The 13098-nt window shown below is 63.1% G+C and carries 10 protein-coding genes; 5 read left to right on the forward strand and 5 right to left on the reverse strand.

All coding sequences use genetic code 11. The features are described from left to right. The first annotated feature begins 79 nt into the window (after positions 1–79). Positions 80–367, forward strand: coding sequence for a DUF1330 domain-containing protein (locus tag ACEW8Q_RS06890; protein ID WP_373503313.1), 288 nt, complete (start codon positions 80–82; stop codon positions 365–367). On the opposite strand, the gene ACEW8Q_RS06895 is transcribed toward ACEW8Q_RS06890, so the two are convergent. Next, the gene (locus ACEW8Q_RS06895; RefSeq protein WP_373503314.1) at positions 364–1176 is read right to left on the reverse strand and encodes a DUF3750 domain-containing protein; all 813 of its coding nucleotides are present in this window, start codon (positions 1174–1176) and stop codon (positions 364–366) included. The two genes, ACEW8Q_RS06890 and ACEW8Q_RS06895, sit on opposite strands and share 4 nt — an antisense overlap. A 47-nt stretch (positions 1177–1223) precedes the next feature. Here ACEW8Q_RS06895 and dapB point away from each other — a divergent pair, with 47 nt between their 5' ends. Beyond that, the gene (dapB, locus tag ACEW8Q_RS06900) at positions 1224–2024 is read left to right on the forward strand and encodes a 4-hydroxy-tetrahydrodipicolinate reductase (protein WP_373503315.1); all 801 of its coding nucleotides are present in this window, start codon (positions 1224–1226) and stop codon (positions 2022–2024) included. A gap of 5 nt (positions 2025–2029) precedes the next feature. Then, positions 2030–2647 carry a 2,3-bisphosphoglycerate-dependent phosphoglycerate mutase gene (locus tag ACEW8Q_RS06905; RefSeq protein WP_373503316.1) on the forward strand — a complete coding sequence of 206 codons (618 nt, stop codon included), beginning with the start codon at positions 2030–2032 and terminating at the stop codon, positions 2645–2647. A gap of 7 nt (positions 2648–2654) precedes the next feature. Here ACEW8Q_RS06905 and ACEW8Q_RS06910 read toward each other — a convergent pair whose 3' ends face one another. Next, positions 2655–3659 carry an aromatic ring-hydroxylating dioxygenase subunit alpha gene (locus ACEW8Q_RS06910; protein ID WP_373503317.1) on the reverse strand — a complete coding sequence of 335 codons (1005 nt, stop codon included), beginning with the start codon at positions 3657–3659 and terminating at the stop codon, positions 2655–2657. Positions 3660–3764: 105 nt separating this feature from the next. On the opposite strand from ACEW8Q_RS06910, the gene ACEW8Q_RS06915 reads away from it, so the two are divergent. Then, positions 3765–4871: a linear amide C-N hydrolase gene (locus ACEW8Q_RS06915; RefSeq protein ID WP_373503318.1), complete on the forward strand. Its 1107-nt coding sequence runs from the start codon at positions 3765–3767 to the stop codon at positions 4869–4871. A gap of 18 nt (positions 4872–4889) precedes the next feature. On the opposite strand, the gene prfB is transcribed toward ACEW8Q_RS06915, so the two are convergent. The 3 genes from prfB to ACEW8Q_RS06930 form a co-directional block, all read right to left on the reverse strand. Next, a protein-coding gene (gene prfB / locus ACEW8Q_RS06920; protein ID WP_373503319.1) for a peptide chain release factor 2 occupies positions 4890–6021 on the reverse strand; the annotation gives its coding sequence in 2 pieces (ribosomal slippage) (positions 4890–5951 and positions 5953–6021; 1131 coding nt in all). Positions 6022–6054: 33 nt separating this feature from the next. Then, positions 6055–8577, reverse strand: coding sequence for a penicillin-binding protein 1A (locus ACEW8Q_RS06925; RefSeq protein ID WP_373503320.1), 2523 nt, complete (start codon positions 8575–8577; stop codon positions 6055–6057). 135 nt (positions 8578–8712) lie between these two features. Then, positions 8713–10107 (reverse strand): N-acetylmuramoyl-L-alanine amidase, encoded by a 1395-nt coding sequence (locus tag ACEW8Q_RS06930; RefSeq protein WP_373503321.1) that lies wholly within the window; start codon positions 10105–10107, stop codon positions 8713–8715. A gap of 492 nt (positions 10108–10599) precedes the next feature. Between ACEW8Q_RS06930 and ACEW8Q_RS06935 the strand changes: the two genes are divergently transcribed. After that, on the forward strand, positions 10600–13098 hold a 2499-nt coding region (locus ACEW8Q_RS06935), incomplete at its 3' end, for an Rne/Rng family ribonuclease (protein WP_373503322.1).

Genomic DNA, 13098 nt, shown 5'->3' on the forward strand with positions numbered 1-13098 from the left:
AGCTACCCCGACTCGTCCAGTCTGGACCTTGGCGGCATTCCCATTATATTTCACTGCCTTGAAGAGGAGTCACCCGAGCATGCCCAAAGGTTACTGGATCGCCCATGTCACGGTTAGCGACCCTGAGCAGTACAAGCTCTATGCGGTCGAAGCACCTGAAGCCTTCAAGAAATATGGAGCGAGCATTCTGGCGCGGGGCGGCGCCTTCCAGCAGATGGAGGGAGAAGGACGTCCACGCAATGTGGTGATCGAATTCCCGAGCCTGCAAGCCGCCATCGATTGCTACAACTCGCCCGAATACCAGAACGCCAAGGCCAAGCGCGCTGGCGCTGGCGTTGCCGAGATCGTGCTCGTGGAAGGGGTCTAGTCCCCGCGCAATAAATCGAAAAGACTGACCTTGCCGATGGAGGGCAGCTTGACCGCGAGGTCGCCCGGATCGATGCCGATGGCGGTCCCCAGCAGGTTCAGCTCGAAGCCCTCGTCCAACGCGACGGTCATCCCCGCAATGCCCCAGGCCGACACAGAAATCCCCGTGCCTGATGGCGCGCGGGCCGCCTGGAACCCGCCGCCAAGATAATCCTTGCCCACCGCCACTGGCGGGAGTTCGGCATTGAAGCCCTCGGTGTTGCGTACGACCCAGGCGACAAAGCTGTTGGAGTTGGGGCCGGGCCAGACCGTGTAGCTGCCTCTTACACCGTTCGGATAGCGGGTGATGCTTTCCTCGACGCGCGGGATGAGCGCTTCGGCCTCGGCGCCGCTGAGTTCCATCACCACATAGGGCCTGTTCCCATACCAGAAGGCATCGGCCGGATAGGCGTCACGGCGGACCGGATTGCCCCAGCCCACGACATCGTAACGCGTCCAGCGATCAGCACCCGCCGGCTTGAGCACGATCGACATGTGTTCGGCAAAAATCGATTTCCAGCGCCCGGTGCGGGCCGCGAGTATCATCACCCTGGCTTCGGGGACTGAACCGGCCTCGGGCAGCAGGCCCGATGAGCCCCAATCCGCCGATCGCCAGCTTTCAGCCCAGCCGCGCGACATGGATAGTCCGGCCCCCACGGCGATCGGAAGCATGATCGCCAAAAGCACATAGACTGAAAGGCCGTGGAGAAATCGCCGTAGCACGGCCGGGACACTCGCCGCATGTGATGGCAGGATCAAGGCGCTTTTCATCGCCTGCCCCCGTTGCTAAGACCGCCTTCCAACTTGGGGAGGACAACATGAAGCTAGCCATTGCCGGAGCCGCCGGCCGCATGGGCCGGGTCCTGACTCGAATCGTGCATGAAACGCCCGGTGCCGAGATCGCAGGCGGCATCGAACCCAAGGGATCGCCCCATGTCGGCACCGACATGGGCCAACTGGCGGGGCTTGGCCAGCTAGACGTCGCCATCACCGACGATCCGCTTCAGCTTCTCACCCACATCGACGGCATCATCGACTTCACCGTGCCGGCCGCTACACTGGCCCTGGTCGAACTCACCGCACAGGCGCGCATCGTTCATGTGATCGGCACGACCGGCATTGACGAGGCAGGCGATGCAAGGATCAAGGCAGCCGCGCGCCATGCCCGCATCATCAAGTCCGGCAACATGTGCCTGGGGATAAACCTGCTCGCGTCGCTTGTCCGGCAGGCGGCAGCGAAGCTGGGCGAAGACTACGATATCGAAATCCTCGAGATGCACCACAAGCACAAGATCGACGCGCCGTCGGGCACCGCCCTCCTGCTGGGGCAGGCCGCCGCCGAAGGCCGCGGCATCGACCTGGCGCAGCGCTCAGTGCGTTCGCGCGATGGCCACACGGGTGCTCGCCAGGCGGGCGACATTGGCTTTGCCACGCTCCGCGGCGGCTCGGTGATCGGCGATCATACGGTGATGTTCGCGGGCGAGACCGAGCGGATCGAGCTCACGCACAAGGCCTCGAGCCGCGACATGTTCGCCAAAGGAGCGGTCAAGGCCGCGCTGTGGGGTTTCGACAAGAATCCCGGCCTCTATTCGATGACCGACGTATTGGGACTGGAGTGAACCGCATGGACCGTCTTCTCGTGCTCGTCCGACATGGCCAGAGCGAATGGAACCTCAAGAACCTGTTCACCGGCTGGAAGGATCCTGACCTCACCGAGCAGGGCGTGGCGGAAGCTCATCGCGCCGGCCAGAAGCTGAAGGCCAAGGGTTTCCAGTTCGACATCGCCTATACGAGCGTGCTCACCCGCGCGCAGCACACGCTGGACATCATGCTGGACGAACTGGGCCAGACGGGCCTCACCACCATCAAGGACCAGGCCCTGAACGAGCGCGACTACGGCGACCTGACCGGCCTCAACAAGGACGACGCCCGCGCCAAGTGGGGCGAGGAGCAAGTGCATATCTGGCGCCGCTCCTACGACGTTCCGCCCCCCGGAGGCGAAAGCCTCAAGGACACGCTGGCGCGGGCGCTTCCCTACTACATGAAGCATATCCAGCCGGATGTTCTCTCCGGCAAGCGGGTGCTTGTGGCGGCGCACGGCAATTCGATCCGTTCACTGATCATGGCCATCGAGGGCCTGACGCCAGAACAGATACTCAAGCGCGAACTCGATACCGGCGTTCCGGTCGTCTATCACCTCGGCGCTGACTCGCGGCCAGTCTCGGTCGAAACACTCGCCTGAGATTACCTCACGCGCCGAGGCTTTCCTTCACGCGCTGCTGGAAGTAGTGGACGCCCTGCTCATGGCGGGGCGACAGCGGGCCCGCGCTGTAGGAGCCTGATGCATAGTTCCGGTGCGTCGAGACGCAGACCTCGTAATCCTCGCGGACCACGGCGAGGTTTCCGGCGATGGTCTTCTCCTGCGCGGGGCGGGCCGCGTCAGACGTGTCGGCAAAGTAGAAATGATAGATCTGCTCCGTGCGGTCCGTGGAAATCGGATTGATGCGCGAGGTATTCATGCCTCCGTCGAAGAGCGACAGCGTCCAGTTCGGCCACATCCACAACCACTTGCCGCGATAGAATAACCCGTCGCGCGGAGGAGCCGTCATGCGGACGAAGCCTCTATGGGCGGTGGTCTTGAACTGCTCGAAGTCGATCGCCGCGAAGAAGCTCGGATGGGTTCCGGGGATGTGATAGCCCTCTACAAAGTTATCCGTATAAATCTTCCAGTTGGCATCGAAGATCACGCGGTCGGTCTTCAATGCCGTGTAGGTTTCGATGGGCTCGTCGCCAAGCTCGGTCACCAGGTCGCCGATCTGGCTCACGAGGTCTTCTTGCGGATCGATGGCGACGAACAGCAATCCCCGCCATGTCGCCACGTGGATAGGCTCTAACGGCCAGTCTGCCATGTTGAAGTCTTTGTCCTCGCCAAACCAGGGCGCGTTGATCAGGCGGCCGTCATCGGCAAAGACCCATTGATGATAAGGACAGCGGACGGTGGCACAGCGGCCGGTCCCCTCCTCCAGCAATTGCGCGCCACGATGGCGGCAGACGTTCCGGAAGGCTCTCAGTTCGCCGTCGCGGCCACGGATCGCGAAGATCTTGATCCCTGCAATATCGGCCGAGACATATTCCCCACGCTCCGCCACCTGCGAGACAGGCCCGAGCAACTGCCAGGACCGCGCAAAAATGGAATTGCGTTCCTGGAGAAATACCGCCGGGTCAACATAGAGTCGCGGATCGAGATTGAGCATGATACACCTTTCAAACAGCATCAGGATGCTGGATCGAGTTTTGAAAGGCAAGTGCGTGGTCCGCTCCATGGCCATGCAACATCATTCTCACACCGGAGGAACTTCATGATTGGATCGCTCAGGACATTCGTGATTTCGGCCACGGCGGCCGCGTTTCTCACCGCATCGGTCTTGCCGTCGATGGCCTGCACGCGGGTCGTCTTCCTCGGAGACGACGGCACCGTGATCACAGGCCGCTCGATGGACTGGAAGGAAGACATGTTCTCGAACATGTGGATGTTCCCGCGTGGCATCGCGCGCACTGGCAAGTCAGGGCCTGACAGCATCGCGTGGACATCGAAGTACGGCAGCGTGGCGGTGGCGGGCTATGAACTCGGCACCGCCGACGGCCTCAACGAGAAGGGCCTCGCAGGTAACCTGCTCTATCTTGCGGAAAGCGACTACGGCCTCGGCACACGGCCCGGCAAACCCTATCTCTCGATCAGCCTGTGGATGCAATACGCGCTCGACAATTTCGCAACCGTGGCGGAGGCCGTCGAGGCCCTCGAGAAGGAACCGTTCCAGATCCTGGCGCCAAAGCTCCCCAATGGCGCCGAGTCCACGCTGCACCTTTCGCTCTCCGATGCGACGGGCGACTCGGCGATCTTCCAGTATGTGGGCGGCAAGCTGGTGATCCATCACGGACGCCAGTACCAGGTGATGACCAACTCTCCCACCTTCGACCAGCAGATCGCAATCAACACCTACTGGGCGGGAATTGGCGGCCTCACCTTCCTGCCGGGCACCAACCGCGCGGCAGACCGCTTCGTGCGCGCGTCCTTCCTGATCAAGTCCGTGCCGACCTCCACGTCAGATGCCTATATCAAGGCCGTTCCCAACCAGAGCTTCGTCAACCAGGCCGTCGCCAGCACCATGGGCGTGGTCAGGTCGGTCAGCGTTCCGCTGGGCATCACCACGCCCAACGAGCCGAACATCTCGTCCACCATCTGGCGCACGGCCATCGATCACCGCAACAAGGTCTATTTCTTCGACAGCGCCACCAGCCCCAACACATTCTGGGTCAGGCTCGACGATCTCGACTTCAGCGATGGCCAGCCCGAGCGCCGCCTGACCATGATGGGCGGACAGGTCTATTCCGGCAACGTGGCCAAGCTTTTCGAGCCGATGAAGGATGGCTTGCAGTTCATGGGCGGAGAGCCCCCCGCGCCATAAGGCACGGGGCGCTTCCCACTACTCGATGTCTTCCACCACCTGGTCGCCGCCGCCCCTCACCTTGTGGGCGAGCGAGGCCTGGATGAATTCCTCGACTTCGCCGTCGAGCACGTCGCCCGGGGCGGTCGATGTGTGGCCGGTGCGGAGGTCCTTCACCAGCTGATAGGGTTGGAGAACGTAGGAGCGGATCTGGTGGCCCCAGCCGATCTCGGTCTTCTTGGCATTGGCCGCGTCGATCTTTTCCTGCTGCTTCTGCAGTTCCATTTCATAGAGCCGCGCCTTCAGCATCTTGATGGCCGTGGCGCGGTTCTTGTGCTGCGAGCGCTCGGCCTGGCAAGCGACGATGATGCCGCTTGGCATATGGGTGATGCGGACGGCGCTGTCGGTCGTGTTGATGTGCTGGCCGCCTGCGCCCGATGCGCGATAGGTGTCGACCTTCAGGTCCGAGTCCACGATCTCGATGTTGATGTTGTCGTCGACCACCGGATAGACCCAGACCGAGGAGAACGACGTGTGGCGGCGCGCGTTCGAGTCATAGGGCGAGATGCGCACGAGGCGGTGCACGCCCGACTCGGTCTTCAACTTGCCATAGGCGTTGTGGCCCTTGATCTGGAGCGTGCAGGACTTGATGCCCGCTTCTTCACCCGGATGCTCGTCCAGCACTTCGGCCTTGTAGCCGTACTTGTTGGCATAGCGCATGTACATGCGCATGAGCATCGAGGCCCAGTCCTGGCTCTCCGTGCCGCCAGCGCCCGCGTTGATCTGCACATAGGCGTCGTTGGCGTCGGCCTCGCCAGAGAGCAACGTCTCGATCTCGGTTTCGGCCAGCTTCGGCTTCATGGCGACGAGCGCCTTTTCGGCCTCGGTGACGATCGACTGGTCGCCTTCCATCTCGCCCATCTCGATCAGCTCGGTGTTGTCCGCGATCGACTGTTCGAGATTGCGGATCATGCCGATCCGGGTGTCGAGATCCTGCCGCTTGCGCATGATCTCCTGCGCCTTCTGCGGATCGTTCCAGATCGAAGGGTCTTCGGATTTGGCGTTCAGTTCGGCGAGGCGGCGGAGGGCATTGTCCCAGTCAAAGATGCCTCCTCAGCAGCCCGATGGACTGCTTCATGTCGTCGACCAGAGACGAGATTTCAGCGCGCATGATACTTGCTCAAATTGGAATTCGGTTGAAGGCTCAATAGAGGCCGCCGCCCTGCGTCGTCAACCCGCCATTGTCGGCCGGGGGCTGGACGGGCGCCTGCTGGGCTGCGGGCTGCTGGGCGGGAACGAGCACCATGCCCTCGCCTTGCGCGGGCGCCTGCGCGGTGACGGTCCCCTCGCCGATGATCTTGGTCGCGTCCGGCGGTTCGTCGCCCGGCTTGAAGGCCTCGAGAATGGTGCCGTCCTTGCCATAGATGGCGCGCTTGCCGGATTTCGCGTCGATGGGAATGAGCTCGATGGCGCGCGGCACGCGGAAAGGTGTCGCGGCCTTGTCGCGGAGTGCCAGCCGCATGAAGTCGGCGACCAGCGGTGCCGCCAGTTCGCCGCCGGTGCGGCCCTTGCCCATGGGCTTGGGGTTGTCGTAGCCGATATAGGCGCCGACCACGAGGTCGGGCGTGTAGCCGATGAACCAGGCATCGCGCTCGTCGTTGGAGGTGCCGGTCTTGCCGGCCACGGGCTTGCCGAGGACCCTCACCTTCTTGCCGGTGCCGCGCTCGACCACGCCTTCCATCATCGAGGTGACCTGATAGGCGGTATAGGGGCTCATCACCTGCTCGCGCACGTCGAGCAGTTCGGGCTCGGGCAAGCCTTCGCTCCATTCCGCTGCCGAGCAGCTGCCGCAGTCGCGGGCGTCATGACGGAAGATGGTGCGGCCATAGCGGTCCTGAATTCGGTCGATCAGCGTGGCGTCGATCTTCTTGCCGCCATTGTCGATCATCGAATAAGCGGTGACCATCTTGAGCAGCGTCGTCTCGCCCGCGCCCAGCGCCATGGCCAGCTGGAGCGGAAGCTTTTCATAGATCCCGAGGCGTTGCGCGAGGTCGGCGACCTTCACCATGCCGAGTTCGGCGGCAAGCCGCACGGTCATCACGTTGCGGGACTGCTCGATGCCGCGGCGAAGCGTCGAGGGGCCGAAGAACTTGTTCTGGTAGTTCTTCGGCTTCCACATCTTGCCATCGGACATCTTGAATTCGACGGGCGCGTCGAGCACCACGGACGAAGGCGAATAACCATTGTCGAGGGCTGCCGCATAGACGATCGGCTTGAACGAGGAGCCCGGCTGCCGCAGCGCCTGTACCGCACGGTTGAACTGGCTGCGGCTGTAGGAGAACCCGCCCACGAGAGACAAAACGCGGCCGGTATGCGGGTCCATGGCCACGAGAGCGCCTTCCACATCCGGCATCTGGACCAGATGGTACTGCCTCGAGTCCTTGCTCGGCGCCACATAGATGACGTCGCCGGGCTTCAGTACATCGGCGGCTGTCTTCACTTCGGGTCCAAGCCGCGATCCGTCCTCGTAGGCATGGGCCCATTTCAGCAGTTCGAGCGGGATCGCCGCCTTCTCGCGCTCTGGGCCTTGCGCGCCATCGGGCATGAATTTCGGCTGGAGGCCGATGACGGCCTTTTCCTCATTCACCGCCAGAACCACGGCCAGCCGCCACGGAGCGACGTCGGCCGGCACCTTGCGGGTCTTGAGAAGCGGACCCCAGTCATCGCCAGTCAGTTCGACGGTGGCGATCGGGCCGCGCCAGCCGCGCTTGCGATCGAAGCGGATCAGATGCGTGGCCAGCGCCTGGCGCGCGTAAAGCTGAAGCTTCGGATCGAGCGTGGTGCGGACGGACAGCCCGCCCTTCTCCAGTTTTTCCTTGCCATACATGGTGACAAGCTCGCGGCGGACTTCCTCGGCAAAGCTCTCGGCAGCAAAGAGTTGTGCGCCGAAGGGGCGCGGGTTCACCTCGAGCGGCTTGGCCTGCGCCGTCCGCATCTCGTCTTCGGTGATGTAGCCGTTCACCTGCATCTGCAGCAGCACCCAGTTGCGCCGCTCGATTGCGCGTTCCTTCTGGCGGAACGGATGATAGTTGTTGGGGCCCTTCGGAAGGGCCGCGAGATAGGCTACTTCCTCGAGTTCGAGCTGGTCGAGCGATTTGCCGAAGTAGTTGAGCGAGGCAGCGGCTACGCCATAGGAATTGAGGCCGAGGAATATCTCGTTGAGATAAAGCTCGATGATCTGGTCCTTGGAGAAGGTTTGCTCGATGCGCTGGACGAGCAGCGCCTCCTTGAGCTTGCGCTCGATGGACCGCTCATTGGTCAGCAGGAAGTTCTTGGCAACCTGCTGGGTGATGGTGGAGGCACCGACGATCTGCCCCTTGCCCGTAGCCTTCACCTGCACATAGCGGTAGGCGGCAGACGCGATGCCCTGCCAGTCGAGACCGCCATGGGTGAAGAAGGTCTTGTCCTCGGCCGAAATGAAGGCCTCGATCAGGCGTTTCGGCATCTGGCTCACGGGCACAAAGAGGCGGCGCTCCTCGGCATATTCGGCAAGGAGCGAGCCATCGGCGGCGTGAATGCGGGTCATCACCGGCGGTTCGTAGGTGGCCAGCTGCTTGTAGTCGGGCAGGTCCTTCGAGGAATCCCAAATCACATAGGAAACCCCGGCCGCCGCGACCAGGAACAGCATGAAACCAACGGTAAAGAGCCAGCCTATGAAACGCAGCATCGAGAGTTCAGCACCTGCCTGTTATCCGGGCCCGATTACACGAAGCGGGTGGCCGGCTACAGTTAATTCGCTAGAGGCGGATTGTGGCCCTTGGGAGGCAGGTGGGGTGGCGGGCGGGTGGCAGGCCGGCAGGGCTCACTCGGTCCTTACGGCAACCTGCTGGGCGAAATACTTGCCGATGGCCTTGGCCATGGCGGCCGCGACGCGCTCGCGCCATTCGGGCGAGGTCAGTTGCTTTTCATCGTGCTTGCTCGACAGATAACCGAGCTCGACCAGCACGGAAGGAACATCGGGCGCCTTCAGCACCACGAATCCGGCGGAACGCATCGGTTTGCCGGTGAAGCCGGTGACACCCTTCATTTCGGACACGGCCTTCTTGGCGAAGAACAGCGAGTTGTTCTTCGACTCGCGCTGCACGAGATCGATCAGGATACCCGTCACTTCCTCATTCTCGGTATCCAGATCGACACCGGCAATGATGTCGGCGCGGTTTTCCTTGTGGGCAAGGGCTTCGGCCTCGGCGTCGGAGGCCTTGTCCGACAGCGTATAGATCGTGGCGCCGCGGGCTTCGGGGCCGCGAACCGTGTCCGCATGAATGGCGATGAAGAGATCGGCCTCGTTCTCGCGGGCGATGCGGACGCGTTCCTTCAGGGTCAAGAACTTGTCGCCGGTGCGGGTCATGATGACGTCGACATCGCCGGTAGCCTTCAGGATATCGCGGAGCTTCAGGCCATAGGCCAGTACCACGTCCTTTTCCTTCGTTTTCTTATGCCCAATGGCGCCGGGGTCAATGCCGCCATGGCCGGGATCGATGACGACCAGGCGGCGGCCGTCCTTGCGGATCTTCGGGGCCGGTTCGCTTTCCGCTGCGGCGGCCCCGCTGCCGGGTTTCGGCCTTGGAAGCGGAATGACTGCTGTGGGCTCTTCCGACGCCGCTTCGTTGGAAATTTCGGGAACCGGTTCTTCCGCCACCCCGGCGACCTCCGAAGGGGGAGCTTTCCCAGCCTCGGCCGCGTCGGCAATGGCGGTCAGCGACGTCCTTTCGTCCACCTTGAGGGCGGCTGCGAAGGATTCCGCCGTCGTCTGGACGAGATCGACGACAATGCGGGCTGGCTGGCCCGCCTGCGGTGCGACCACGAAGGATTTCTCGATGAGGACCGGGCCATTGGTGTCGAGCACGATGCGCGACCGGCCGGTTTCGACAGGCCCGTAGCGGTACTCGCGGATCAGACCGCGGGTGTTCTGTCCGGCATCGGGCGGCAGGTTGAAGGTGACGCCCGGCAGGTCGATCATGACGCGGTAGGGGTCGGGAAGCACATACACCGTGTAGCCCACCGCCTTGCTCAGGTCGGCCACGAAGCGGGTGCGAATGTCGTCGCCGCCGATGCGGGCGCCCGTCGCCACCGGCTGATCGGCCGCCGCTGCCGGCGGAAGCCGGTAGCCGCTGAGCAGGAACAGCAACGCCAGGGCCAGCCCCACCATAAGTCGGGCCGCAGCCAGGCGCGGGGGCGGAACGGACTGAAGGTTCATCGGCTCGGGGCGCATCCTCTCTGGGGGTCGCGTCCAAACTAGTCCCCACAGGGTTAACCATTGGTTGCCGCCGGCGGCCTGAGAGGAATGCTTGCAATTCCAAACCCCTGCTCATAAAAGGCACGCGTCTCCCGAATGTCATGGCCGCGAATCTGCGGTGTATGTGACCGGGCGTCAGATTTCGCGTGGGGCGGGGTCCGGATGCGTAAAGTCATCCTTGTCTCATCGCGGTAGAGAGCGTGATCCTCGGAGGGATCCGCCAGCTAGGAACCGTTCCGGCCCCCGGAACACAAGGACAATCTTGGGCATGACCCACGCCACGACGAGAGCGCAACTAGAGGACCGGTCATCATCGGCCCCAGCAGGAATGCCTCCGTCCGCATCGGCCGTCGTGCCCCATTCGCGCAGCTGCACACCAGGGTTCAACAGGCGTCTCCTTTCCGGAGCGGAGAACCTATCGGCCTTGCCGTGCCGGCGCAAAGGACATGACATATGGGCAGCAAGATGCTCATCGATGCAAGCCACCCCGAAGAGACCCGCGTGGTCGTCCTCAAGGGGAACCGCATCGAGGAATTCGACTTCGAAAGCGCCGCACGCCGCCAGCTGAAGGGTAATATCTACCTTGCCAAAGTCACCCGCGTGGAGCCGTCGCTCCAGGCGGCCTTCATCGAGTATGGCGGAAACCGGCATGGTTTCCTGGCCTTCTCGGAAATCCATCCCGACTATTACCAGATCCCGCTTGCCGACCGCATGGCGCTCCTCCAGGCCGAGGAAGAAGAACATGCCCGCGAGAACGAGGACGATGACGAAGAGGCCGGAAACAGCCATCGCAGCAGCAGCCGCAACAGAAGCCGTGGTGGCCGCGACCGCGGTCGTGACCGTGGTGGCGAAAAGGCCAGTGCCGATGGCGAACATGGCGACAACGGCGAACATGATGACAATGGAAACGGACACTCGGACGAAACAACCTCGTCCGACTATCATCCCGAGTACCACGAAGAACATGACGAGGACGCCAGCCAGTCAGCTTCCTATTCCGATTCTGCCCAGTCCGATGACGACCAGCCCGACCACGATCATCACGATGGCGAACATCACGACGACGCCTTGGACGACGGGGACGACGAGCCGTCGCGCGCCGAGCCGCTTGCCGCCACACATGATGCACCCAGCATTTCGGAGGCCGTAGAGCCCGACGAGGACGAAGGGTCCGGCGAAGCGGAAGATGAAGGTGAGCCCGAGGATCACGCCGAGGCTGAAGACGCGGCCGCTGCTGCGACCGCCTTCGAGATGCATGAAGAAGCCGAAGACGTGATCGTAGAGGCCATCGCTCCTGCACCCAGCATGGACCGCGGCATGCCCGGCGAACTCGGCAATGGCATCGAGGAAGTGGGCGAAGACCCCGAGGCCCAGAAGGTCGAATCGATCGGTGCTGAAGACGCCATGGAAGAAGTGCCGCAGCGCCGCCGCAAGGTGCAGCGCCGCCAGTACAAGATCCAGGAAGTGATCAAGCGCCGCCAGGTGATTCTGGTGCAGGTCGTCAAGGAAGAGCGCGGCAACAAGGGTGCCGCTCTCACAACATACCTCTCGCTCGCCGGCCGCTATTGCGTGCTGATGCCGAACACCGCCCGTGGCGGCGGCATCTCGCGCAAGATCACGGACTCGGGCGATCGCCGCCGCCTCAAGGAAGTGGCGAAGGAGATCGAGGTGCCGCAGGGCATGGGTCTGATCGTCCGCACCGCGGGCGCCCAGCGCACCAAGACCGAAATCAAGCGCGACTACGACTATCTGCTCCGCCTGTGGGAGAGCGTGCGCGACCTGACGCTCAAGAGCCAGGCCCCTGCCCTCGTCTACGAGGAAGGCAGCCTCGTCAAGCGCGCCATCCGCGATCTCTATACCAAGGACGTCGACGAGGTGGTCGTCGAGGGCGACGAGGCATACCGTGAAGCCAAGGACTTCATGAAGATGCTGATGCCCAGTCACGCCAAGAACGTGAAGCCCTACAAGGACACGCGACCGCTGTTCTCGCGCTATCAGGCCGAGAGCCAGCTCGACGGCCTCTACTCGCCAACCGTCACGCTGCCGTCCGGCGGCTACATGGTGATCAACCAGACGGAAGCTCTCGTCTCGGTCGACATCAACTCCGGCAAATCGACGCGCGAGCACAACATCGAGGACACGGCACTCCGTACCAACCTCGAGGCCTCCGACGAAATCGCCCGCCAGCTCAGGCTTCGCGATCTTGCCGGCCTTGTTGTGATCGACTTCATCGACATGGAGGAGAAGCGCAACAACCGCAACGTCGAGCGGCGCCTCAAGGATGCGCTGAAGAACGACCGCGCGCGTATCCAGGTCGGGCACATCAGCCATTTCGGCCTTCTCGAAATGTCGCGCCAGCGGCTCCGCCCGGGCCTTCTCGAAGGCTCGTCGCGCACCTGCCCGCATTGCGAGGGACGCGGCGTCGTCCGGTCGATCTCCTCCTGCGGCCTCTCCGTCCTGCGCGCCATCGAGGAACACCTCATCGCGCGCAAGCCCGAGAACCTCACGGTCAAGTGTACCCGCGAGATCGCCTTCTACATCCTGAACGAAAAGCGCGACAACCTGCTGTCGATCGAGACCATCTATGGCATCTCAGTCTTCATCACGCCGAGCGATGAACTCAAGGGATCACAGGCCCTGATCGAGCGCGCTCCCGACCGCAACATCCCGCCGCGCAAGGTCATCGTTCCGCCGGTCCGCATCGACTCCGCCTTCGAGGAAGACGAGGACGAGGAGGCCGAAGCCGAGGCCTCCGAGATTGAGACCCCGCAGGAGATCGACGCTGACGACGATGGCGATGACAACTCTGATGCGGGAGAAGATGGCTCCCAGCAGGACCGCCAGCAGCAGGGCAATGGCGAGCGCTCGGAAGGTGGCAAGAAACGCCGCCGCCGGCGCGGCCGCCGTGGTGGCCGTGGCCGCGAGGACCAGCCGCAGAACGGTTCGCCCGAG

Origin of the sequence: Aestuariivirga sp. (assembly GCF_041738905.1) — a bacterium.
In the GTDB taxonomy this organism is placed as follows: Bacteria; Pseudomonadota; Alphaproteobacteria; order Rhizobiales; family Aestuariivirgaceae; genus Aestuariivirga.